The sequence below is a fragment of the Pseudomonas sp. TE9122 genome, from assembly GCF_056278925.1.
In genome coordinates, this window is the sequence record NZ_JBWBQI010000001.1 from 3,801,302 (window position 1) to 3,824,929 (window position 23,628).

Below are 23,628 nucleotides of genomic sequence, written 5' to 3' on the forward strand. Positions count from 1 at the left end.
ATGCGCAACGGCCCGTCACGGAAGACGCCAACCCTTGGCCACTGGCTGGCGGGGCTCTGCCTGTTCTTGACCGCGTGGCTGCACGGGGTCGCGGTGCAAGCGGCGGATATTTTGTTGACCGGCGCCGAGGAAAGCACCGGCGTGCAGGCTTTCGTACAAGCACTGAGTGAACTGCGCCCGACCGACAATGTGCGGTTCCAGCCGCTGGCCAGTTTGCCGGCACCGGGCAAATTACCGGCCAGTCTGCGCTTGATTCTGCTCGACCTGCCCAGCCTCGACTGGCGTCTGCAAGACTCACAAGGCCCATCGACGCTGGTGTTGCGCATCAGCCGCTTGCAGGCGCGCCAGCGTTTCGCCGATGCCCAACCGGCGCGCCTGAGTCTGCTCTGGAGCGACCCACCGCTGAGCCGGCAATTGCAACTGATCCGGCGGATTCTGCCGCATGCCCGGCGGGTCGGTGTGCTGTTCGATGAACACGGCGAGTTCCTGCTCGACGAATTGCGCGTGGCTGCGCGGCCATTGAACCTGGAGATTGTCAGTCAGCGCTGGGACAACATTCACGACAGCCGTCCGCTGCAAGCGGTGCTGAAAAGCAGCGACGTCTTGCTCGGCCTCGACGATCCCGACCTGTACAACTCGCAGACGGCAAAAAACCTCTTGCTCAGCAGCTACTCGCGGCAGGTTGCGCTGATCGGCCCCAACATTGCATTCGTTCGCGCTGGCAGCCTCGCCAGTACCTACAGCGACCAGAGCGACTGGCTGGCGATTCTCGATCAATTGCTCGATCAGCCCACCAGCGCATGGCCGCGAACGCTTTACCCCGCTCGTTTCAAAGTCTCAAGTAATGCGCAGGTGGCTCGTTCCTTAGGCATCGAACCGTTGAATGAAGCATCTGTCGCCAGTGCCTTGGCCGAAGGAGAGCGCCGCCCATGAATTTCCGCCGCCGTTGGGACATCAACACCCGCACGCAGCTGATCAGCCTCGGCCCGGCGCTGCTGCTGACGTTGCTGTTGATCAGTTTCTTTACCTTCGTCCGCATTCAGGATTTGCGCCAGGAGCTGAACCACACTGGCCAACTGATCGCCAACCAACTCGCCCCGGCCACGGAATACGGGGTGATCTCCGGCAACAACGAAGTGCTGGAAAGCCTGCTCAAGGCGACACTCGCCACGCCCAACGTGCGCTTTCTCGAAGTGCAGGACAGCGCCAACCGGATTCTGGTGTACGTCGAACAACCGGCCGACAGCCACAGCCGCCCGCACCAGGTCGAAGTGTTCCAGGCACCAGTGCGTTTGCAGCGGATCGCCTTGCACAACGATTTTTTCCAGGACGGCAAGGTCAGCAACAGCGCCGCCGGCGAGGATTATCTCGGGCGAGTGATCGTCGGGCTGTCCAATGACGCTTTCAGTCAGCGCCAGCAGGAGATCCTGTTCAAAGCCGGGGTTCTCGCGCTGTTCGCTCTGCTCTTCACCTTCGTCGTCGCCCGTCGTCTGGCCGGCAGTCTGTCGCAGCCGATCCGTGATATTGGCGATGCGGTCAAGGCGATTCAGGAAGGCGACTACAAAACCCCGCTGCCGATTGTAGATGACACTGAATTGGGTGCGCTGTCGCAGCACATCAATAACCTCGCCCAAGCGCTGGAGCAGGCCAGTCGCGAACAGCAGCAAGCGATGGCGCAACTGATCCAGACCCGCGAGGAGGCGGAAAAGGCCAACAACGCCAAATCGGATTTTCTGGCGATGATGAGCCATGAACTGCGCACGCCCATGAACGGCGTGCTGGGCATGTTGCAGTTGCTTGAAACCACCGAGATGACCGAGGAGCAGGTCGAATACGCCGCGCTTGCTTCGGAGTCGACCGAGCACTTGCTCAAGGTCATCAATGACATTCTCGACTTCTCGCGAATCGAGCGTTCGGAGCTGGAGCTGGAGCACATCCCGTTCAATCTCGCCGAGCTGATCGGCGCCTGCGCGCAATCGTTCCAGCACAGCGCGGTGCAGCGTGGCCTGGCACTGAATCTGCGCATTCCCGACGACATGCGCGGCTTGCAGGTGCAGGGCGATCCGACGCGGATCCGGCAGATTCTGGTCAACCTGGTTGGCAATGCCTTGAAGTTCACCGAGCAGGGCCGGGTCAGCATAGAGGCGCAATGGCAATCGCTGGATCATGAACTGCTGTGGTTCACCTGCTCGGTGCGTGACAGCGGCATCGGCATTTCTTCGGAAAGTCTGGAGCTGATGTTCAATGCCTTCCAGCAGGCCGACAGTTCGATCTCCCGTCGTTACGGTGGCACCGGTCTTGGTCTGCCGATCGCACGGACCCTGGCCGAACGCATGGGCGGTACGTTGCGCGCGCAGAGTGAGGAAGGACGCGGTTCGGTATTCACTCTGGAAATTCCATTGGCGCTATATAAGCAGGCAATGCCAGCGCTGGCCGCGCCGCGAGCGCCGAACGGCAGTGGTCAGGGCGAAGGACGCCATGTGTTGCTGGTCGAAGACAACCCGGTCAACCAGACCGTGATCGAAGCGATGCTGCGCAGTCTGGGTTTTGCCGTCAGTGTGGCGACCGATGGCGCGCAGGCGGTGCGCAGTGCCGAGGGCAGCGAGTTCGAAGTGATTTTGATGGACTGCCGGCTGCCGATCATCGACGGCTACGAGGCCACACGGCAGATCCGCGACCTGCCCGGACGCCGCGATGTGCCGATCATCGCGCTGACCGCCAACGCCTTGCAGGGCGATCGCGAAACCTGTCTGGCAGCGGGGATGAACGATTACCTGGCCAAGCCGTTCAAACGCAATGACCTGCAGCAGATTTTGCAGCGCTGGGTGTCGTAGTGTGGGCCTTTCGACCATCTGCGACTGGCGTGAAAAGCGAAAGTGCGGCAGTCTTAGGCACCCGAACGAGCCCCAAAAGGGGCTTGATTAAAAATTTCAGTGCACAAGTGTACATTCATGTCCTTGGTGCTGTGACTTTCACCACAACGCAATAGTCTATGAGTAGGCTGCCGGTTCGAGGCATGAATGCCTTGAACGGTCGGGAAGATCTGCCCCACCTGCCGCATGGGATTATTGAGGAGCTCGCATGACCAAACAAAACGCCTTTACTCGGGAAGACCTGCTGCGCTGCAGTCGCGGTGAGCTGTTCGGCCCAGGTAACGCGCAACTGCCCGCCCCGAACATGCTGATGGTGGATCGCATCACCCATATCAGCGAAGAAGGCGGCAAGTACGGCAAAGGTGAATTGGTCGCCGAGCTGGATATCAACCCTGACCTGTGGTTCTTCGCCTGCCATTTCGAAGGCGATCCGGTAATGCCGGGCTGCCTGGGTCTGGATGCCATGTGGCAACTGGTCGGCTTTTTCCTGGGCTGGCAAGGCCTGCCGGGCCGCGGCCGTGCGCTGGGTTCGGGCGAGGTGAAATTCTTCGGTCAGGTGCTGCCGACCGCCAAGAAAGTCACTTACAACATTCATATCAAACGCGTCCTCAAGGGCAAGCTGAACATGGCCATCGCCGATGGTTCGGTCAGTGTCGACGGACGCGAAATCTACACCGCCGAAGGCCTGCGCGTCGGCGTGTTCACCTCCACTGACAACTTCTAAGGGTTATTCGCATGCGCCGCGTCGTTATCACTGGTCTGGGCATCGTTTCGTGCCTGGGCAATGACAAAGAGACCGTCTCCGCTAACCTGCGTGCAAGCCGCCCTGGCATCCGGTTCAACCCGGAATATGCTGAAATGGGTCTGCGTAGCCAGGTTTCCGGCTCCATCGACCTCAACCTTGAAGAGCTGATCGATCGCAAGATCTATCGCTTCGTCGGTCATGCAGCGGCTTACGCCTATCTGGCCATGAAAGACGCCATCACTGACTCCGGCCTGACCGAAGAGCAGGTGTCCAACCCGCGCACCGGCCTGATCGCTGGTTCCGGTGGTGCTTCCACGCTGAACCAGATGGAAGCGCTGGACATCCTCCGCGAGAAAGGCGTGAAGCGCGTTGGCCCATACCGTGTAACGCGGACCATGAGCAGCACCGTTTCCGCTTGCCTGGCCACGCCATTCAAGATCAAGGGCCTGAACTACTCCATCGCTTCTGCCTGCGCCACCAGTGCTCACTGCATCGGTACCGCCATGGAACAGATCCAGATGGGCAAGCAGGACATCGTCTTCGCCGGTGGCGGTGAAGAAGAGCACTGGAGCCAGTCGTTCCTGTTCGACGCGATGGGCGCCCTGTCCAGCAAGCGTAACGACACCCCGGAACAAGCTTCCCGCGCCTACGACAAGGACCGCGACGGTTTCGTCATCGCTGGCGGCGGCGGCATGGTTGTCGTCGAAGAGCTGGAACACGCTCTGGCCCGTGGCGCGAAGATCTACGCCGAGATCGTTGGCTACGGCGCAACGTCCGACGGCTACGACATGGTTGCCCCAAGCGGCGAAGGCGCGATCCGCTGCATGCAGCAGGCGCTGTCCACCGTCGACACCCCGATCGACTACCTGAACACCCACGGCACTTCGACTCCGGTCGGCGACGTTGCGGAAATGAAAGGTGTGCGTGAAGTGTTCGGCGACAAGGCTCCAGCGATCAGCTCGACCAAGAGCCTGTCCGGTCACTCCCTGGGCGCCGCCGGCGTGCACGAAGCGATCTACTGCATGCTGATGATGGAAGGCAACTTCATCGCCGGCTCCGCCAACATCGACGAGCTCGACCCGGAAGTGGCCGATCTGCCGGTGCTGACCAAGACCCGCGAGAACGCCACCATCAACACCGTGATGAGCAACAGCTTCGGCTTCGGCGGCACCAACGCCACGCTGGTACTGAAGCGCTGGGAAGGCAAGTAATTCCCCGCTGCTGAGCCACACATGAAAACGCCCCGACTGGTTCGGGGCGTTTTTTTTGGCAGGTCAAAAACTCCCCGCATTTCAAGATAAAACCTGTGGGAGCGAGCCTGCTCGCGAAGGCGATATTCCAGTCACCCTATCGTCGTCTGACCCACCGAATTCGCGAGCAGGCTCGCTCCCACAGTGGGTTTCAGTGTGTTCTGGAGATGAAACTTTGATCGTTCCCACGCTCTGCGTGGGAATGCAGCCCGTGACGCTCCGCGTCACTGGACGCGGAGCGTCCCCAGAGGCATTCCCACGCGGAGCGTGGGAACGATCAAATTGCGTACCCTCAAGATGAAACTTCTGTCATGAAACTTACTGCCCTGCGACCGAATGTCGCGGTTTACGCGGCCTGCAGCTTTGTTGCGAATTCCGCAACAACACCTTGCGCCAATCGGCAGTTTACTTAGCTGACTAACAAATCCTATAACAGAGTCCTGCACACGCCTTGGTGCAGTAACTTGAGATCTGGAGCTAGCAGATGACTGTAAAAGTAACTGAACGCGACGATTCACACATGTCCCACGAAGGCCTGGCCGCCGGCATCCGTATCTGGGATGTGCATCAACAAGGCTTGCTGGTCGGCATGTTCCACAACGAGATCGATGCCCACAACTACAAGGCTGAACTGGAAGTGCAGGAACAGCAAAGAGAACTGAAGTCCGCCTGAAACAACACAGCATTTGAAAACGACAAACCCCGCCATGAGCGGGGTTCGTCGTTTTTACAGCCGTGGATTTACCACATCAGATCATCAGGGATCTGGTACGCCGCGTACGGATCGTCCTCAGCGTTGACCTCTTCGGTCTGCACGTTGAGCTGGACGATGCGCTGCGGGTCGCGCTCCTGGATCTTCAGCGCAGCTTCACGGGGGATCACTTCGTAGCCGCCGTTGTGGTGCACGATCGCCAGCGAACCGCTGCTGAGCTTGTTGCGCATCAGCGTGTTGACCGAGATGCGCTTGACCTTCTTGTCGTCGACGAAGTTGTAGTAGTCCTCGGTGGTCAGCTTGGGCAGACGCGAGACTTCGACCAACTGCTTGACCTGCGCAGCGCGGGCCTTGGCCTCGGCCTTCTCCTGCTGCTGACGGTTCAGTTCCTGGTCGCGCTTGACCTTCTCGGCCATGGCTTCCTGGGCGGCGCGCTGCTGCGAATCGTCCAGCTCGGCCTGGCCTTTGTGGGCCAGGCGCTGTTGCTTCTGCTTGTCTTTGCTGACCTGCTTGGCCTGCTTTTGGTTGACCAGGCCTGCTTTGAGCAACTGGTCGCGAAGGGAAAGGCTCATCAATGCTTACTCACTTGGGCAACGGCTCAGCCGCAGCTGGGCTCATTCTTTTCCTGGCGTTTGGCTTCGCCCCACAGGGCGTCCAACTCTTCGAGGGTGCAATCTTCCATGGGACGGTGGGTGTCGCGCAATGCCTGTTCGATAAAACGGAAACGTCTTTCAAACTTGCCGTTGGCGCCGCGCAAGGCGGTTTCCGGATCGACCTTCAGATGCCGGGCCAGATTGACCACGGAAAACAGCAGATCGCCGATCTCGTCGGCCACCGCCACCGGATCGTTTTCGGACATGGCTTCGAGCACTTCATCGAGCTCTTCGCGAACCTTGTCGAGCACCGGCAAAGCGTCCGGCCAGTCGAAACCGACCTGCCCGGCGCGTTTTTGCAACTTGGCCGAGCGCGACAGTGCCGGTAAGGTGGCCGGCACGTCGTCGAGCAAGGACAACTGCTCGGGCGCCGAGGCTTTCTCGGCACGCTCTTCGGCCTTGATCTCTTCCCAGCGCTGCTTGACCTGCTCTTCGCTCAAGCGCGGCACGTCGAGCGGCGCGTACAGATCGCCCGTCGGGAACACATGCGGATGACGACGGATCAGTTTACGCGTGATGCTATCGATCACCCCGGCGAATTCGAACCGCCCTTCTTCCTTGGCCAACTGGCTGTAATACACCACCTGAAACAACAGATCGCCCAACTCGCCTTGCAAATGGTCGAGATCGCCACGCTCGATGGCATCGGCCACTTCATAGGCTTCTTCGAGGGTGTGCGGGACGATGGTCGCGTAGGTTTGCTTGATGTCCCACGGACAACCGAACTGCGGATCGCGCAGACGGGACATCAGATGGAGCAGGTCTTCGAGGCTGTACATCATTTTTCTGTCTCACCACAAAACCATTGTGGGAGCGAGCCTGCTCGCGAAAGCGCTGTGTCTGCAACAAAGATGTCGACTGACACGCCCTCTTCGCGAGCAGGCTCGCTCCCACAGGGAACAATCAATTGCATCACGGGGTACGGTTACGCCGCGTTTCGATGATGTTCGGCAATTGCGAAATCCGCCCCAGCAGCCGCCCCAGCGCATCCAGACCGGGGATCTCGATGGTCAGCGACATCAGCGCGGTGTTGTCTTCCTTGTTCGAGCGGGTGTTGACCGCCAGCACGTTGATGCGCTCGTTGAGCAGCACCTGCGAGACGTCACGCAGCAGCCCGGAACGGTCGTAGGCGCGGATGATGATGTCCACCGGATAGGTGAGCACCGGCACCGGCCCCCAGCTGACCTGGATGATCCGCTCCGGCTCGCGCCCGCCCAGTTGCAGCACCGAGGCGCAGTCCTGGCGGTGAATACTCACACCACGGCCCTGGGTGATGTAACCGACAATCGCATCGCCCGGCAGTGGCTGGCAGCAACCGGCCATTTGCGTCATCAGGTTGCCGACGCCCTGGATCTGGATATCGCCGCGCTTGCCCGGCTTGTAACCGGTGGCCTTGCGCGGGATCAGCTCCAGTTGCTCGTTGCCGCGCTCCGGTTCGACCAATTGCTGCGCAAGGTTGACCAGATGCGCCTGACGCAGGTCGCCGGCACCGAGGGCGGCGAACATGTCTTCGGCGGTTTTCATGTTGGCCTTTTCGGCCAGCTTGTCGAAATCCACCGCCGGCAGGCCGAGGCGATTGAGTTCGCGCTCGATCAGGGTTTTACCGGCCGCAACGTTCTGATCGCGAGCCTGCAGCTTGAACCAGTGAACGATCTTCGCCCGCGCGCGCGAGGTGGTGACGTAACCGAGGTTCGGGTTCAGCCAGTCGCGGCTCGGCGTGCCGTGCTTGCTGGTGATGATCTCGACCTGCTCGCCGGTCTGCAGGCTGTAGTTCAACGGCACGATACGCCCGTTGATCTTCGCGCCCCGGCAGTTGTGGCCGATTTCGGTGTGCACCCGATAGGCGAAATCCAGCGGCGTCGCGCCTTTCGGCAAGTCGATGGCGTGTCCGTCGGGAGTGAAGATGTAAACGCGATCAGGCTCGATGTCGACGCGCAACTGTTCGGCCAGACCGCCGATATCACCCAGCTCTTCATGCCATTCGAGCACCTGACGCAGCCAGGAAATTTTCTCTTCGTAATGGTTCGAGCCGGATTTGACGTCGGTGCCCTTGTAGCGCCAGTGCGCGCAGACGCCAAGTTCGGCTTCTTCGTGCATGGAGTGGGTGCGGATCTGTACCTCGAGGACCTTGCCCTCCGGGCCGATCACCGCCGTGTGCAGCGAGCGGTAGCCGTTCTCTTTCGGGTTGGCGATGTAGTCGTCGAATTCTTTCGGGATGTGGCGCCACAGGGTGTGGACGATACCGAGCGCGGTGTAGCAGTCGCGCATTTCCGGCACCAGCACGCGCACGGCGCGAACGTCATAGATCTGGCTGAATTCCAGACCCTTGCGCTGCATTTTGCGCCAGATCGAGTAGATGTGTTTCGCCCGGCCGCTGATGTCGGCATCGACACCAGTGGCCTGCAGTTCGTCCTTGAGCTGGGTCATCACGTCGCTGATGAAGCGCTCGCGGTCCAGCCGCCGCTCGTGGAGCAACTTGGCGATCTGCTTGTATTGATCGGGTTCCAGATAACGGAAGGACAAGTCCTCCAGTTCCCATTTGATGTGACCGATGCCGAGGCGATGGGCCAGCGGCGCATAGATGTCGAAGACTTCGCGAGCGACGCGGTTGCGCTTTTCATCGTCGGCGGTTTTCACCGCACGGATGGCGCAGGTGCGTTCGGCCAGTTTGATCAGCGCAACGCGCACGTCATCGACCATCGCCACGAGCATCTTGCGCAGGTTCTCGACCTGCCCTTGGGTGCCCATGACCATCGATTGCCGTGGGCTGAGACTGGCGCTGATGGCCGCCATGCGCTGCACGCCGTCGATCAGCTTGGCCACCACCGGACCGAAGCGCTGGCCGATGGCCGCCAGCTCGATCTGGCCTTCGCGCACGCCGCGATACAAAACGGCGGCGACCAGCGAATCCTGGTCGAGCTTGAGGTCGGCGAGGATCTCGGCGATCTCAAGGCCAGTGCTGAAACTGCCGGAGCCTTCGGCCCACAGATTCTTCTTCGCATTGGACTGCTGTTCGGCCTCGCGAGCGAACTCGCAGGCTTCTTTCAAGGCCTCGCGATCCAGTGCCAGATCGACACTGACCGCGTGATCGAGCCAGGCCTCGAGATTGATACTGCCGTCGGTGTTGATCGGCTGGTGTGCTCTCACCTGTACCATGCTGCTTTACCTTCCCTACGACGCAGATTCAATGCGTCAAATCGCTGATCCTCAGTGTCCGTTCGCGCTCGCGGGGCTCAGGCGAGCGCTGCGCGGACAGATCAGACGGATTCAGACGAGCCGTCCTGGCTCGCTTCAAATAACGCCATGGCCTCGACATGTGCCGTCTGAGGAAACATATCGAGAATCCCGGCACGTTTTAACCGGTAGCCCTGCTTGATCAATTCCTGCGTGTCGCGCGCCAGCGTGGCCGGATTGCACGACACATATACCAACCGTTTGGCACCCAGGGTCGCGAGCTTGCGCACCACCTCGAAAGCACCGTCACGCGGTGGGTCCAAGAGTACCGCAGAAAAGCCATTTCCGATCCATTGGGCATCGCTCAAAGGCTGGGATAAATCGGCTTGAAAAAACTTTGTGTTATGCAAATTGTTACTGATGGCATTCGCAGCGGCACGCTCGACCATGGTCTGCACACCCTCCACCGCCACCACTTCACGGACGCTTTTGGCCAGCGGTAGCGCAAAATTTCCCAGACCGCAAAACAGGTCGAGCACGCGTTCTTCAGCCGTCGGTTTAAGCCAGTCCAGCGCCTGAGCGATCATCGCTTCGTTGACCCCGGCGTTGACCTGAACGAAGTCGCCCGGCCGATAAGCCAGCTCGAGATCCCACTGTTCCAGGCGATAGCCGAGGCTCTGACCGGCTTCGACCGGTTGCGGTTCACCTTCGCCATGCAGCCACAACTGCGCTTCATGGAACTGGCAGAAATCCTTGAGAATGGTCAGATCCGCTTCGGACAACGGCGCCATGTGCCGCAGCAATAGCGCCAGAGATGAGCCGCTGAACAACTCGACATGGCCCAGCGCCTGCGGTTTGCTCAAGCGCCGCAGCATCTCTGGCAAGCGGGTCATGATCGGTTGCAAGGGCTGTACCAGCACCGGGCATTCGCTGATCGCGACGATGTCCTGACTGCCGGCAGCGCGGAAACCCACTTCGAGTTTTTTTGCCTTCATGTCCCAGCGCACGGCGATGCGCGCGCGCCGACGGTAACCGAATTCCGGGCCGCTCAGCGGCGCCGCCCACTCTTCAGGTTCGACACCGGCCACCCGCGACAATTGCTCGGCGAGCATGCGCTGTTTCAGGGCGAGCTGTTCATCGTGGGGCAAGTGCTGAACGCTGCAACCGCCACAGCGGCCGAAGTGTGGGCATGCTGCCGGGCGCCGCACTTCGCTGGCCGTGAACACGCGCTCGGTACGCGCCTCGACCACTTTGCCGTGGGCGCCGAGCACCCGTGCTTCGACCTCTTCACCGGCAAGGGCGCCGAGGACGAACCAGGTTTTGCCTTCGAAAAACGCGATACCGCGACCGTCATTGGCCAGGCGCTCGATACTCAAGCGCTGCTTTTTACCGGTCGGGATCTGTGGCGCCTTGCTCCCGCCGGTGGGCTGGAAGCGCAGGCCTCGTTCGTGCTTGGCCATCAGTTCGGCGCGTCGAAAATGCCGGTCGACAGATAACGGTCGCCACGGTCGCAGATGATCGCAACGATCACCGCGTTTTCAACTTCTCTGGACAGGCGCAGCATCGCTGCCACCGCACCGCCCGAGGACACGCCGCAGAAGATGCCTTCTTCGCGGGCCAGACGCCGGGTAACGTCTTCGGCTTCGCTTTGCGCCATATCGACGATGCGATCGACGCGGTCAGCCTGGTAAATCTTCGGCAGGTATTCCTGCGGCCAGCGGCGGATGCCGGGAATGGCCGAGCCTTCCATCGGTTGCAGGCCGACGATCTGTACGCTGTCGCTCTGTTCTTTGAGGTAGCGCGACACGCCCATGATGGTCCCGGTGGTGCCCATCGAACTGACGAAATGGGTGATGCTGCCCTGGGTCTGACGCCAGATTTCCGGACCGGTGGTGGTGTAGTGCGCTTCCGGGTTGTCGCCATTGGCGAACTGGTCGAGCACCTTGCCACGGCCTTCGGCTTCCATACGCTGGGCCAGATCGCGGGCGCCTTCCATGCCCTCTTCCTGAGTCACCAGAATCAGCTCGGCACCGTAAGCGGTCATCGCCGCTTTACGCTCGGCGCTGGAGTTGTCCGGCATGATCAGGATCATCTTGTAACCCTTGATCGCAGCGGCCATCGCCAGCGCGATGCCGGTGTTGCCGGAGGTCGCCTCGATCAGCGTATCGCCGGGATTGATCTGCCCGCGCAACTCGGCGCGAGTGATCATCGACAACGCCGGGCGGTCCTTGACCGAACCCGCCGGGTTGTTCCCTTCGAGCTTGAGCAAAAGGGTGTTGCTGGTGGCGCCGGGCAGGCGCTGCAAACGCACCAGCGGCGTGTTGCCGACGCAATCGGCGATGGTTGGGTACTGCAGGGTCATGGCGTATTCGCAATCCAGACGTGCGGGGGCGCCTATCATACCGGCAAACCCGCGCAGGCCATATCACGCAAAGTGCGGTGCTTATGGTTTATGGGAATAAGCAAATAAAAGTCGCGCCAGTGGTGCGACTTTTATTTGAGTAACACTCAGTTCTTGTGGTGATGCTTGAATTCGCGAGCAGGCTCGCTCCCACAGGGGATGAATTTTGCTTATGCGATCTGCGGTGAATGCACAGCCATTGTGGGAGCGAGCCTGCTCGCGAAGGCGTCCGCATGGGCGACGCCATCATCCGCCAGCAAGCGCAAATTCAACCGCAGCCCCGCCCCGGTGTTTTGCGCCCAGAGCAACCCGCCCTGGCGCTGCACCGCATTACGCGCAATGCTCAAGCCCAGGCCAAAGCCACCATCCCCGGGTCTCGATCCGTCCAATCGAATGAACGGCGAAAAGATCCGCTGCAGATCTTCGTCAGCCACGCCGCCGCCCTGATCCTCCAGCCACAAATGCCAATACTCGCCATCGCGCCGTCCATCGAGCCGCACAATCCCGCCCTCGGGCGAGTGACGAATGGCGTTGCGCAGGATGTTTTCCAGCGCTTGCGCGAGGGTATTGAGGTTGCCGCGCACCCAACACGAAGCTTCGACCGAGCATTGCAATTGCAGGCTCGGCCAGCCGCTTTCATAACAGGCGTTGTCGGTGAGCATTTCCCACAGTGCCTGAATCTGGATCGCTTCATTTGGTAACGGCGAGCGGTTGGTGTCGAGCCAGGCCAGTTGCAGGGTGTCTTCGACCAGCCGCTGCATGCCGTCGACCTCGCGGCCGATGCGCTCGCGTAGCTGCGGCAGACCTTGTTCGCTTTCGCTGGCCACACGCAGACGGCTCAGCGGCGTGCGCAGTTCGTGGGACAAGTCGCGCAATAACTGCTGCTGCAAGGCGACTGTGCTTTGCAGGCGCTCGGACATGGAATCGAAGGCCCGCGCCAGCTCACCGAGTTCATCCGGGCGCTGGGTGATGCCGCTCGACAGGCGCACGTTCAACTGATCGGCGCGCCAGGCGTTGGCCTGTTCGCGCAGGTTGTTCAGCGGCACCACCAGCAGGCGATACAGGCCGACACAGAGCAACAGGGTGAACAGCCCGGGAATCACGCCGTTGGTGATCACCCGCCAGAACACCCGGTACTTGCCCGGAACAAAGCGCTCGGGCAACTCGATGACCAGAATGCCGGCGGCCGGATCCTGCGGGAACGGTACCCGCAGCCAAGGTCGGCCCTTCTTGTGGATCGGCCAGTCGAGGCCGCGCAAAAAGGTAAGGTGCTGCACCTCCGCGGCGTTCAACGGCTGGCTGCTCAGCGACTGCAAATCAGCGCCGATCACCCCGACCCAACTGGCCTCGCGCAATTCCATGCTCTGCAACCAGTCATCGACGCCATTGCGCCCGCCGCGCTGCCACGCCTGTTCGGCTTGCGCGGCGTAACGGCTGAGGGTGCTGCGCGCGTCACTGGAGAGGAACTGATTGCGCTCCTCCATGTAGCGGCCCCACGACCAGCTCAACCAGATCATCAGCAGACAGAATGCCACCAGCAGGCACGCCAGTTTCCAGAACAGCGAATGCCGCCCCGGCAGCTCAGACAGTTTCATCGGCGCCGCTCAAGACGTAGCCCTTGCCCCACACCGTGCGCACTTCGCGCTCGGTATAACCGATGGCTTTGAGTTTGCGGCGGATCTGGCTGATGTGCATGTCGAGGCTGCGGTCGTGCGCCGCAAAGCCGCGTTGCAGGACGTGCTGATAAAGGAAGGCCTTGCTCAACACTTCCTCGGTGTTGCGGTGCAGGGTTTCCAGCAGACGGAATTCGCTGCGGGTCAACCCGGCCGCTTGCTCGCCGAAGAACACGTCGCAGTGTTCGTCATCGAAACGCAGGGTGCCGCTGACCACCGCAGCGGTAACCGCAGGCGGGCGCCGATCCAGCGCCACCCGGCGCAGGATCGCTTCGATGCGCACATGCAACTCGGCCATGCTGAACGGCTTGGGCAGATAGTCATCGGCACCGAGGCGGAAACCGCTGATGCGATCGGCCTCGGCACCCAGCGCCGACATCAGCAGCACCGGCGTCGAATGGCTCTGCCGCAATTGCGTCAACAACTGCAGACCATCGAGCCCCGGCAGCAGAATATCCATCAGCACCACGTCGAAAGGCTGACGCTGGGCGATGTTCAGACCTTCCTGGCCGTTCTGGCACCAGGTCACCTGAAAACCGCTGCGGCCCAGATGCTCGTGCACATACGCGCCGAGGACCGGGTCGTCTTCAATGGAAAGGATGCGTGGCTGGCCAACGGAAACAGGAGTCATGAGTATCTGCAAGTAATTCTCAGTTGGCGGATTATTCAAGATTGTCCGACAGCGGGCAACACAAGCTTGGCCTGTCGGACGAACGAGTGCGTCGGCGGCGCTGCATTTTCCGCAAGATTGCCCGCCTGCAAATCGCTACACTGCGCCCATGTCGCGTGCCGGATGCACGCATGTGTCAACAGATCAGCGGGATGCGGGAGATAGGCGTGCTCAAGAAACTGGGAATCAAAGGTCGCGTGCTGTTGCTGACCTTGTTGCCGACCAGCCTGATGGCGCTGGTGCTGGGTGGCTATTTCACCTGGACGCAGCAGACCGACCTGCACAGCCAATTGATGCAGCGCGGCGAAATGATCGCCGAGCAACTGGCGCCGCTGGTGGCGCCGGCGATGGGCCACGGCGACTCCGATCTGCTCGAACGCATCGCCACCCAGTCCCTTGAACAACCCGACGTGCGTGCGGTGACCTTCCTCGCTGCGGACCGCTCGCCACTGGCCCACGCCGGCCCGACCATGCTCAATCAGGCCCCGAGCGGCGACAGCGCGCTGTTGCAAAGACGCAGCGGCAATGACGCGACGCGCTACCTGATGCCGGTGTTCGGCAAGCACCGCAATCTCGCCGGTGAAATCATTCCCGAAGAATCCGAACGCCTGCTCGGCTGGGTCGAGCTGGAGCTGTCGCACAACGGCATGTTGCTGCGCGGCTATCGCAGCCTGTTCGCCAGCCTGCTGCTGATCGCCGCCGGACTTGCCGGCGCCGCCCTCCTCGCGTTGCGCATGGGCCGCACCATCAACCGTCCGCTGAGCCAGATCAAACAGGCAGTCGCGCAACTCAAGGACGGTCATCTGGAAACCCGCTTGCCGCCCCTCGGCAGCCAGGAGCTGGACGAACTGGCCTCGGGCATCAACCGCATGGCCGGCACCCTGCAGAATGCTCGCGAAGAATTGCAGCACAGCGTCGATCAGGCCACCGAAGACGTGCGGCAGAATCTGGAAACCATCGAGATCCAGAACATCGAACTGGACCTGGCGCGCAAAGAAGCGCTGGAAGCCAGTCGGATCAAATCCGAATTCCTCGCCAACATGAGCCACGAGATCCGCACGCCGCTGAACGGCATTCTCGGCTTCACTCACCTGTTGCAGAAAAGCGAACTGACCCCGCGCCAGCTCGACTATCTGGGCACCATCGAAAAGTCTGCCGACAGCCTGTTGGGAATCATCAACGAGATTCTCGACTTCTCGAAGATCGAGGCCGGCAAACTGGTGCTCGATCACATTCCGTTCAACCTGCGCGACCTGCTGCAAGACACCCTGACCATTCTCGCCCCGGCCGCGCACGCCAAGCAGCTTGAGCTGGTCAGTCTGGTCTATCGCGACACGCCGCTGTCGCTGGTCGGCGATCCGCTGCGCCTGAAGCAGATCCTCACCAATCTGGTCAGCAACGCGATCAAGTTCACCCGCGAAGGCACCATCGTCGCCCGGGCGATGCTCGAAGACGAACACGAAGACAGCGTGCAACTGCGCATCAGCATTCAGGACACCGGCATCGGTCTGTCGAGTCAGGATGTCCGCGCGCTGTTCCAGGCTTTCAGTCAGGCCGACAATTCGCTGTCGCGTCAACCCGGCGGCACCGGGCTGGGGCTGGTGATTTCCAAGCGTCTGATCGAACAGATGGGCGGCGAGATCGGCGTCGACAGCACCCCGGGCGAAGGTTCGGAATTCTGGATCAGCCTGAGCCTGCCCAAGACTCGCGACGACGCCGAAGACCTGCCCGCCGCGCCATTGCTCGGACGCCGCGTGGCGGTGCTGGAAAATCACGAACTGGCGCGTCAGGCCTTGCAACATCAGTTGGAAGACTGCGGACTGCAAGTTACGCCGTTCAATACCCTGGAAAGCCTGAGCAATGGCGTTACCGGCGCGCATCAGACCGATCAGGCGATCGATCTGGCGGTGATCGGCATCACCAGCAACGACATGCTCCCGGAGCGTTTGAATCAGCACATCTGGGACCTTGAACATCTGGGCTGCAAAGTGCTGGTGCTGTGCCCGACCACCGAACAGACGCTGTTTCATCTGTCGGTGCCCAACCCGCACAGCCAGCTGCAAGCCAAACCGGCGTGTACGCGCAAGCTGCGCCGGGCGTTGTCCGATCTGGTCAATCCGCGCCAGACCCGCAGCGAACCGGGCGAGCCGCTGTCCAGCCGTGCGCCGCGCGTGCTGTGTGTCGACGACAACCCGGCCAATCTGTTGCTGGTGCAGACCCTGCTCGAAGACATGGGCGCTCGAGTGCTCGCGGTGGAAAGCGGTTACGCGGCCGTCAAAGCCGTGCAGAGCGAATCTTTCGATCTGGTGCTGATGGACGTGCAGATGCCGGGCATGGACGGTCGCCAGACCACCGAAACCATTCGCCAGTGGGAAAGCGAGCGGCATTGCACGCCGCTGCCGATCGTCGCCCTCACTGCCCACGCCATGGCCAACGAAAAACGCGCGCTGCTGCAAAGCGGCATGGACGACTACCTGACCAAACCGATCAGCGAGCGGCAACTGGCGCAGGTGGTGTTGAAGTGGACCGGACTGGCCCTGCGCAATCAGGCACCGGAGCGCAGCGGCGACAGCGCGGCGAATCAGCAGGAACTGCCAGTGCTCGATCACGAAGAAGGCTTGCGTCTGGCGGCGGGCAAAGCGGATCTGGCGGCAGACATGCTCGCCATGCTGCTGGCCTCGCTGGAAGCCGACCGCGAAGCGATTCGCGCCGCGCGGGACAGCCACGACCATAATGCCCTGCTTGAACGCGTGCACCGTTTGCACGGCGCCACCCGTTATTGCGGCGTGCCGCAACTGCGCGCCGCCTGCCAGCGCAGCGAAACCCTGCTCAAGCAGGACGATCCGAAAGCCGCCGCCGCGCTGGATGAACTGGAGCGCTCGATCAATCGACTCGCAGCGCAGGCGCGCATCAGCGCCTGATCCACGGCAAGGCGCTGCACGCGCAAAGCGCTACAGTTGTCGCGGGCCATTGCGGCCCGCGTCGATGTTCCAGGAGGATTCATGCGCACAATTTTTTACAGCAGTCAGACCTACGATCGCGACAGCTTTCTCGGCGCCGACTGCCCGGCCGGGCTCGAATTGCATTTTCAAGCGGCGCGACTGAGCCTCGATACGGCGGCGTTGGCCGAGCAGCACGAGGTGGTCTGCGCGTTCATCAATGACGACCTCAGCGCCCCGGTGCTCGAACGCCTCGCGGCTGGCGGCACGCGGCTGATTGCCCTGCGTTCGGCCGGTTACAACCATGTCGACCTGCCTGCGGCGAAACGCCTTGGCCTGGCCGTGGTTCGCGTGCCGGCCTACTCGCCGCATGCCGTGGCCGAGCATGCGGTGGCGCTGATCCTCGCCCTCAATCGTCGCTTGCACCGTGCCTACAACCGCACCCGCGAAGGCGATTTCAGCCTGCATGGCCTGACCGGTTTCGATCTGGTCGGCAAAACCGTCGGCATCGTCGGCACTGGGCAGATTGGTGCGACCTTCGCGAAAATCATGCACGGCTTCGGCTGTGAATTGCTGGCCTACGATCCGTATCCCAATCCCGAGGTGCTGGCCTTGGGCGCACGTTATCTGAGCCTGCCGGAATTGCTCGCGCAGTCGCGGATCATCAGCCTGCATTGCCCGCTCAACGAGCAGAGCAAGCACCTGATCAATCGCGACTCACTGGCGCACATGCAGGCGGGGGCGATGCTGATCAACACCGGGCGTGGCGGGCTGGTGGACACGCCGGCGCTGATCGACGCGCTCAAGGACGGTCAACTCGGGTATCTGGGGCTGGATGTTTACGAGGAAGAGGCGCAGCTGTTTTTCGAGGATCGCTCCGACCTGCCGTTGCAGGACGATGTGCTGGCGCGTCTGCTGACGTTTCCCAACGTGATCATCACCGCGCATCAGGCGTTTCTGACCCGCGAAGCATTGGGCGCGATTGCCGCGACCACCCTGCACAACATCGCGACCTGGGCGGCAGGTGCGCCGCAGAACCAGGTCGAGGGTTGAAGCGCTTACTTGGACAGCGAAGACGCCAGGATCAGCAAGCCCAGCCAGCCGAAACCGAGCAGGCGCTGCTTGCTCGAATGGCCGTTGCGCAGCAGGAACCAGACGAAAAACGCCGGTAGCAGAAACACCATGATTTTCAGCCAGCCCTCCACCGGGCGGCTGCCATCGGCGTTGAGCGGTTGCTGCTCCTCGCGGGCCTGTTCTGCGGCCTGCTGACGACGGCGACGCCCTGCTGCTGCCGGCATCACTTTGGGTAAAGGCTCGGACACTGGCGGCGCAACCGCCTCGGGCACTGCCTTGTTGCGTGGCAGGCTGCCGAAGGAAATCGTCGCGGCTTGCACCGGTGCCGCCGTCGATTGCGCCTGCATGGCGGCGTGCTCGGCCATCGGCGCGCCGCAGTGAATGCACACCAGCGCTTCGGAACTGATGCTCCGCTTGCATTCATAACATTCGATCAGCGCCATGTTCCGTTCCTTCAGATTCGGGGGCCGGCAGTGTGCCATGACTGTCGGCGCATTTGAACCGGATCGAAGGTCGCACGCGTGCATCATTCTGCAATCGAGCCCGTGCTAGCATGTCGCGCATATTTGGAGGACCCATGGTCGAACACGATTTCCGCTACACCCTGATGAACCCGCAACACACCCTCACCGAATGCCGCGCCCTCGTTCCGGGCCGCTATCAGGTGACCGGTAACGGTGGCTCGATCCGCATCGGCGATGCCCTGTTGGTCACCCTCAAAGGCAGCAAGGATTTGTCCATGCGCCTGACCGTCGACACGGTCCGCCACTTGATCAATCCGCCAGGCCAATGGACCGCAATGACCACAGGCCCGGTGTTTGGCGAACTGGCCATTCACACTTGGCAGGTCAACTGCGATAGCTGCGCGAAAGAGCTGAGTTTCGAATTTGCCGTGGATGCCAAACTCGGCAAGACCGCCGAGAAACCCGCCGCCACCGCGCGCATCGCCGAGCTCGGCTGGAAAGCCGTCGGCGACAAGCACCTGTGCCCGAAATGCCAGGAGCCTGCATGATGAAACGCCTCGCCCTGACCGCACTGATCGGTGTCGGCCTGGCTGGTTGCGCCGCAGAGCCGGTGCAACTGCAGCACAACCGCAGCTACATTCTGGAATGGATCGGCGAGCGGCCATTGATGGATTACAGCCACCTGACCGTGACCCTCGGCGATGACGGCCGCGCCTACGGCAACGGCGGCTGCAACCATTGGTTCGCGCCGTACACGCAGGACGGCGACAAGCTGACTTTCGGCAAGATCGGCAAGACCCGCAAGCTCTGCGCCCCGGCGTTGATGGAGCAGGAACAACGGTTCCTGCAGGCGCTGGAAAAAGTCGAGCGCTGGGACATTTCGCCCATCGAGCAGATACGCTTCTGGCCGGCTCAAGGCAAACCGTTGCGCTGGTGGCTCGAAGAGGGTTGATCCGCCCTGAATCGCCAAGGCCCTCACCCTAACCCTCTCCCAGAGGGAGAGGGGACTGATTGGGGGATATTGAAGAGTTATGTCGACGTGGTAATTCTTCGCCGAATCCATAATCGACTGGATTCTGTCTGACGGGACCATAATCAACTCGGTGTCTCAGGTCGATGTACGACGAAAGACACCTCGGTCGGCCCCCTCTCCCCCCGGGAGAGGGCTGGGGTGAGGGGCTTCTGGCGGTTTACTTCGTAGCCTGCAACGCCTCCAGCTTCGCCATCACCCCCGCCGCCGTCTGCTCACCCAGCAACTGCTCACGCACCTTGCCCTTGTCATCAATGATGAACGTCACCGGCAGCGCCTCACTGCGCGGCAGGTCGAACAGCTCGGCCGGATCCTGCGCCAGCACGGTGAACTTGATGCCGAGTTTCTCGCTCGCCTCTTTCAGCTCCGCGCCCTGCACGTTGTCGAAATTGACCCCGAACACCCCGACGTTCTTGCTCTTGAGCTCATCAGCCAAATGATTCAGCTCGGGAATTTCCGTGCGGCATGGGCCACACCATTCGGCCCAGTAATTGAGCACCATCCACTGCTTGTCCAGACGTTCGGACGCTACCTTCTGGCCGTTCTGGTCGATGCCGTAATCATTACCGCAGCCCCCCAGCATCAACGCCCCGATTATCGTCAATGCCGCTGCCAATCGCCGTGTCATGTCGTGTTCCTTGTCAAAATTCGAAAGCGCCTGCGACCCATCGCCTCTGACGGTTCTGGATTGCGCGCCGCACAGTTAGAATAGCCGCCACTTTACGCCAGAAGCGACCCGCCATGACCGATCTGACGCTTTATCACAATCCGCGCTGCTCGAAATCCCGCGGCGCGCTGGAACTGCTCGAAGCCCGCGGCTTGCATCCGACCGTCGTGCGCTACCTGGAAACGCCGCTCAGCGCCGCGCAGATCAAGGCCCTGCTCGGCAAGCTAGGGATCAGCGCGCGACAGCTGCTGCGCAGCGGTGAAGAGGAATACAAAACCCTGAATCTGTCGGATGCCAGTCTCAGCGAGCAGCAGCTGATCGACGCCATCGCCACGCACCCGAAACTCATGGAGCGGCCGATTCTCGAAGTCGGCGACAAGGCCGTCATCGGTCGCCCACCGGAAAACGTGCTGGAGTTGTTGCCATGAGCACGCCGTACATTCTGGTTCTCTATTACAGCCGCAACGGTTCGACCAACGAGATGGCCCGGCAAATCGCCCGTGGCATCGAGCAGGCCGGAATGGAAGCGCGTCTGCGTACGGTGCCGGCGATTTCCACCGAGTGCGAAGCGGTGGCGGCGGACATTCCCGCTGAAGGCGCGCTCTACGCCAGCCTCGATGATCTGAAGAACTGCGCCGGCCTCGCCTTGGGCAGTCCGACGCGTTTCGGCAACATGGCCGCGCCGCTCAAGTACTTCCTCGACGGCACCAGCAACCTCTGGCTGACCGGCGCGCTGGTCGGCAAACCGGCCGGTGTGTTCACCTCTACCGCCAGCCTGCACGGCGGTCAGGAAACCACGCTGCTGTCGATGATGTTGCCGCTGTTGCATCACGGCATGTTGATCACCGGCCTGCCCTACAGCGAATCGGCCCTGCTCGAAACCGAAGGTGGCGGCACGCCTTACGGGGCCAGCCATCACGCCGGTGCCGACGGCAAGAACGGTCTTGATCAGCACGAAGTGGCGCTGTGTCGCGCACTCGGTCTGCGCCTGGCGAAAACCGCACAGAAGCTGGTGGGCTGATGGCGAAGAAGCCGAAAGTCCTGCCCTCGATAGAGTGGCTAGAGCCACGGGTGAAGGCGATGCGCGTGCTCAGCCTGCTGAGCTTTTTCGCCCTCGCCGGTTTGCTGGCGGCTTATTACCTGCTGTTCGCCGATCTGCATGGCGCGCGGCCTTGGGTGATTCTGCTGGTCGAGCTGATCCCGTGGCTGGTCCTCGCCCCGGCGATGATCATGGGCAGCGCCCGTGGCCATTCGTGGATGTGTTTTGTGGTGAACCTGTACTTCATCAAAGGCGCCCTGGCGGCGTACGACCCCAACCGGCAGCTGTTCGGCCTGCTGGAAATGGCCGCAAGCCTGGCGGTGTTCTGCTCGGCGCTGCTGTATGTGCGCTGGCGCTATCAGTTGAATCGCAAATTGGCTGGCGAAGGCGAGATCAGCGTCGCCTGACCAACCGCTTTCGCGAGCAGGCTCGCTCCCACAGGGAATGCATTCCAGAGGTGGGAGCGAGCCTGCTCGCGAATGCAGCGACGCGGTTTTAATGGTTGACGGTATAGGCGAGCATCATCGAAATCTGGCTCATCGGCCGTCCGCCGCTCTGTTCGTGCCATTGGTTGAACGCGTTCTGCACCGTCGCCAGATCGCGCTGGCTGGTCGGCACTTTGTCGACGATCTTCTGCGCATTCAGCGCCGCGACCACGTCGTAGCTCGGCACGAACGTGTCCTTGCCGACCATGCGCAAAAAGCGTGGCGCCGACAGCCCGCCGAGTTGGTGGCCGTGCTTTTTCAGGTACGTCCACAGGCCGACGATATCGGTCACCGGCCAGTCGGCGATCAATGCGCCGAAGCTGCCCTTGTCCTTTTCCACATCGAGAATGAACTGCGCATTGCGCGGCACACTTTTCAGCTTGCCCAGATGGCGGATGATCCGCGCGTCCTGCATCAGCCGCTCAAGGTGCTCGGCGCTCATCAGCACGACTTTTTCCGGATCGAACTTGAAGAACACCTCTTCGAACGCCGGCCACTTGGCGTCGACCAGACTGTGTTTGAGGCCTGCCCGGAATACACGCAGGGCCATGGTCGAGAGGTAGCGGTCGTCGCTGATCTTGCGCAGTTGTGCCGGGGTCTTGGGAACGGGCAGATGGGCTTCCAGTTCAGCCGCCGAACCGAAGCGGTTCAGACAGTATTCGTGCAGCCACTTGTAATCGCGCATGCCCTCTCCTATTGAATGAAGCGAAGAAACCAATGTGGGAGCGAGCCTGCTCGCGAAGAGGGAGTCTCAGTCAACCAATCAGTTGAATGACACACCGCTTTCGCGAGCAGGCTCGCTCCCACATTTGAAGGTGTTTACAGATTGACGACGTTAACGAAGCGCGAAGCTGCAGTCTCGTCGATCTTCAGGCTGGTGAAGTCGAACAGGTTGCGGTCGGCCAGTTGCGACGGCACCACGTTCTGCAGGCTGCGGAAAATCGATTCGGTACGGCCCGGGGTCTTGCGATCCCAGTCCTGAAGCATTTCCTTGACCACCTGGCGCTGCAGGTTTTCCTGCGAGCCGCAAAGGTTGCACGGGATGATCGGGAATTGCTTCAAGTCCGAGTAGGCCTGAATGTCCTTCTCGTTGCAGTAAGCCAGCGGGCGAATCACCACGTTGCGGCCATCGTCGGCGCGCAGCTTCGGCGGCATCGCTTTGAGGGTGCCGTTGAAGAACATGTTGAGGAAGAACGTTTCGACGATGTCGTCGCGGTGATGACCGAGGGCCATTTTCGTCGCGCCGATTTCGTCAGCAAAGGTGTACAGGGTGCCGCGACGCAAACGCGAGCACAGCGAGCAGGTGGTCTTGCCTTCCGGCACCAGTTCCTTGACCACCGAGTAAGTGTCCTTCTCGACGATGTGGTACTCGATGCCCAGTTCTTTCAGGTAGGCCGGCAGCACGTGCTCGGGAAAGCCCGGCTGTTTCTGGTCCATGTTCACCGCGACGATGTCGAACTTGATCGGTGCAACCTTCTGCAGGTGCATCAGCACGTCGAGCATGGTGTAGCTGTCCTTGCCCCCGGACAGGCAGACCATGACCTTGTCGCCATCTTCGATCATGTTGAAATCGGCGACCGCTTCGCCGGCCAGGCGGCGCAGGCGCTTTTGCAGTTTGTTCTGGTTGACCGTAAGAGTGCCCATGACGCGAAATCCGTGAGGTGTGACGAAAGGCCGGCATTTTACGCAAAAACCCTGGTAGCGCGAAGCATCTGTGGCGAGGGGAATTATCCCCGCTGGGTTGCGAAGCAGCCCCAAAACCTGGGAACTCGTAATGCC

Annotated in this window: 23 protein-coding genes; 12 read left to right on the top strand and 11 right to left on the bottom strand. The window is 61.3% G+C overall.

Translation table 11 applies throughout. The features are described 5' to 3' along the window. From ACZ9BE_RS17100 to ACZ9BE_RS17120, 5 genes are all read left to right on the top strand, one after another. On the top strand, window positions 1-933 hold the full coding sequence (locus ACZ9BE_RS17100) for an ABC transporter substrate-binding protein (protein WP_476249725.1): 933 nt from the start codon (window positions 1-3) through the stop codon (window positions 931-933). Further along, window positions 930-2,834: an ATP-binding protein gene (locus tag ACZ9BE_RS17105; RefSeq protein ID WP_252886658.1), complete on the top strand. Its 1,905-nt coding sequence runs from the start codon at window positions 930-932 to the stop codon at window positions 2,832-2,834. The genes ACZ9BE_RS17100 and ACZ9BE_RS17105 overlap by 4 nt, the downstream gene beginning before the upstream one ends. Window positions 2,835-3,081: 247 nt before the next feature. After that, complete coding sequence (gene fabA / locus ACZ9BE_RS17110) at window positions 3,082-3,597, top strand: 3-hydroxyacyl-[acyl-carrier-protein] dehydratase FabA (protein WP_024013962.1); 516 nt, start codon at window positions 3,082-3,084, stop codon at window positions 3,595-3,597. Window positions 3,598-3,608: 11 nt separating this feature from the next. Beyond that, window positions 3,609-4,829, top strand: a complete 1,221-nt coding sequence (gene fabB, locus ACZ9BE_RS17115) for a beta-ketoacyl-ACP synthase I (protein ID WP_016773647.1) — start codon at window positions 3,609-3,611, stop codon at window positions 4,827-4,829. Between the two features lie 523 nt (window positions 4,830-5,352). Next, the gene (locus ACZ9BE_RS17120; protein WP_095181590.1) at window positions 5,353-5,541 is read left to right on the top strand and encodes a hypothetical protein; all 189 of its coding nucleotides are present in this window, start codon (window positions 5,353-5,355) and stop codon (window positions 5,539-5,541) included. Between the two features lie 68 nt (window positions 5,542-5,609). On the opposite strand, the gene ACZ9BE_RS17125 is transcribed toward ACZ9BE_RS17120, so the two are convergent. The 7 genes from ACZ9BE_RS17125 to ACZ9BE_RS17155 all read right to left on the bottom strand — a co-directional run bounded on the left by ACZ9BE_RS17125 (window position 5,610) and on the right by ACZ9BE_RS17155 (window position 14,112). After that, window positions 5,610-6,152, bottom strand: a complete 543-nt coding sequence (locus ACZ9BE_RS17125) for a DUF2058 domain-containing protein (RefSeq protein WP_476249726.1) — start codon at window positions 6,150-6,152, stop codon at window positions 5,610-5,612. Between the two features lie 26 nt (window positions 6,153-6,178). Continuing rightward, window positions 6,179-7,012: a nucleoside triphosphate pyrophosphohydrolase gene (gene mazG / locus ACZ9BE_RS17130; protein WP_024013963.1), complete on the bottom strand. Its 834-nt coding sequence runs from the start codon at window positions 7,010-7,012 to the stop codon at window positions 6,179-6,181. Window positions 7,013-7,145: 133 nt separating this feature from the next. Further along, window positions 7,146-9,389 (bottom strand): GTP diphosphokinase, encoded by a 2,244-nt coding sequence (relA, locus tag ACZ9BE_RS17135; protein WP_041479585.1) that lies wholly within the window; start codon window positions 9,387-9,389, stop codon window positions 7,146-7,148. 101 nt (window positions 9,390-9,490) lie between these two features. Next, window positions 9,491-10,867, bottom strand: a complete 1,377-nt coding sequence (gene rlmD / locus ACZ9BE_RS17140) for a 23S rRNA (uracil(1939)-C(5))-methyltransferase RlmD (RefSeq protein ID WP_310217766.1) — start codon at window positions 10,865-10,867, stop codon at window positions 9,491-9,493. Next, a complete protein-coding gene (gene cysM, locus ACZ9BE_RS17145) occupies window positions 10,867-11,769 on the bottom strand; it encodes a cysteine synthase CysM (protein WP_041479583.1) in 903 nt (300 codons plus the stop codon). Before cysM ends, rlmD begins: the two co-directional genes overlap by 1 nt. Before the next feature lie 209 nt (window positions 11,770-11,978). Beyond that, window positions 11,979-13,403, bottom strand: coding sequence for a histidine kinase sensor domain-containing protein (locus tag ACZ9BE_RS17150; RefSeq protein WP_476249727.1), 1,425 nt, complete (start codon window positions 13,401-13,403; stop codon window positions 11,979-11,981). Next, the gene (locus tag ACZ9BE_RS17155; protein ID WP_095181586.1) at window positions 13,390-14,112 is read right to left on the bottom strand and encodes a response regulator transcription factor; all 723 of its coding nucleotides are present in this window, start codon (window positions 14,110-14,112) and stop codon (window positions 13,390-13,392) included. Before ACZ9BE_RS17155 ends, ACZ9BE_RS17150 begins: the two co-directional genes overlap by 14 nt. A 206-nt stretch (window positions 14,113-14,318) precedes the next feature. On the opposite strand from ACZ9BE_RS17155, the gene ACZ9BE_RS17160 reads away from it, so the two are divergent. Beyond that, window positions 14,319-17,072 (top strand): response regulator, encoded by a 2,754-nt coding sequence (locus ACZ9BE_RS17160; RefSeq protein ID WP_476250140.1) that lies wholly within the window; start codon window positions 14,319-14,321, stop codon window positions 17,070-17,072. Between the two features lie 81 nt (window positions 17,073-17,153). Beyond that, window positions 17,154-18,143: a 2-hydroxyacid dehydrogenase gene (locus tag ACZ9BE_RS17165; protein ID WP_252868111.1), complete on the top strand. Its 990-nt coding sequence runs from the start codon at window positions 17,154-17,156 to the stop codon at window positions 18,141-18,143. Between the two features lie 5 nt (window positions 18,144-18,148). Here the strand turns inward: ACZ9BE_RS17165 and ACZ9BE_RS17170 are convergent, their stop codons facing one another. Beyond that, window positions 18,149-18,607 carry a hypothetical protein gene (locus ACZ9BE_RS17170; RefSeq protein WP_095181584.1) on the bottom strand — a complete coding sequence of 153 codons (459 nt, stop codon included), beginning with the start codon at window positions 18,605-18,607 and terminating at the stop codon, window positions 18,149-18,151. A 134-nt stretch (window positions 18,608-18,741) separates the two neighbouring features. Here ACZ9BE_RS17170 and ACZ9BE_RS17175 point away from each other — a divergent pair, with 134 nt between their 5' ends. Both ACZ9BE_RS17175 and ACZ9BE_RS17180 read left to right on the top strand, forming a co-directional pair. Beyond that, window positions 18,742-19,176 (top strand): hypothetical protein, encoded by a 435-nt coding sequence (locus tag ACZ9BE_RS17175; protein ID WP_039757838.1) that lies wholly within the window; start codon window positions 18,742-18,744, stop codon window positions 19,174-19,176. After that, on the top strand, window positions 19,176-19,580 hold the full coding sequence (locus ACZ9BE_RS17180; RefSeq protein WP_217851866.1) for an META domain-containing protein: 405 nt from the start codon (window positions 19,176-19,178) through the stop codon (window positions 19,578-19,580). Before ACZ9BE_RS17175 ends, ACZ9BE_RS17180 begins: the two co-directional genes overlap by 1 nt. 238 nt (window positions 19,581-19,818) lie before the next feature. On the opposite strand, the gene ACZ9BE_RS17185 is transcribed toward ACZ9BE_RS17180, so the two are convergent. After that, entirely contained in the window at window positions 19,819-20,286 is a 468-nt protein-coding gene (locus ACZ9BE_RS17185) for a TlpA disulfide reductase family protein (protein WP_476249728.1), read from the bottom strand. Window positions 20,287-20,399: 113 nt separating this feature from the next. Between ACZ9BE_RS17185 and arsC the strand changes: the two genes are divergently transcribed. The 3 genes from arsC to ACZ9BE_RS17200 are packed head-to-tail and all read left to right on the top strand — an operon-like array spanning window position 20,400 to window position 21,771. Then, window positions 20,400-20,753, top strand: a complete 354-nt coding sequence (gene arsC, locus ACZ9BE_RS17190; RefSeq protein ID WP_252882515.1) for an arsenate reductase (glutaredoxin) — start codon at window positions 20,400-20,402, stop codon at window positions 20,751-20,753. Beyond that, a complete protein-coding gene (gene wrbA, locus ACZ9BE_RS17195; RefSeq protein WP_122611650.1) occupies window positions 20,750-21,346 on the top strand; it encodes an NAD(P)H:quinone oxidoreductase in 597 nt (198 codons plus the stop codon). Before arsC ends, wrbA begins: the two co-directional genes overlap by 4 nt. Next, a complete protein-coding gene (locus ACZ9BE_RS17200) occupies window positions 21,346-21,771 on the top strand; it encodes a DUF2069 domain-containing protein (protein ID WP_073472188.1) in 426 nt (141 codons plus the stop codon). Before wrbA ends, ACZ9BE_RS17200 begins: the two co-directional genes overlap by 1 nt. Before the next feature lie 88 nt (window positions 21,772-21,859). On the opposite strand, the gene ACZ9BE_RS17205 is transcribed toward ACZ9BE_RS17200, so the two are convergent. Beyond that, a complete protein-coding gene (locus ACZ9BE_RS17205) occupies window positions 21,860-22,534 on the bottom strand; it encodes a DNA-3-methyladenine glycosylase I (RefSeq protein ID WP_476249729.1) in 675 nt (224 codons plus the stop codon). Window positions 22,535-22,668: 134 nt separating this feature from the next. After that, window positions 22,669-23,493, bottom strand: coding sequence for a tRNA 2-thiocytidine(32) synthetase TtcA (gene ttcA, locus ACZ9BE_RS17210; RefSeq protein ID WP_024013975.1), 825 nt, complete (start codon window positions 23,491-23,493; stop codon window positions 22,669-22,671). Window positions 23,494-23,628: the final 135 nt, after the last annotated feature.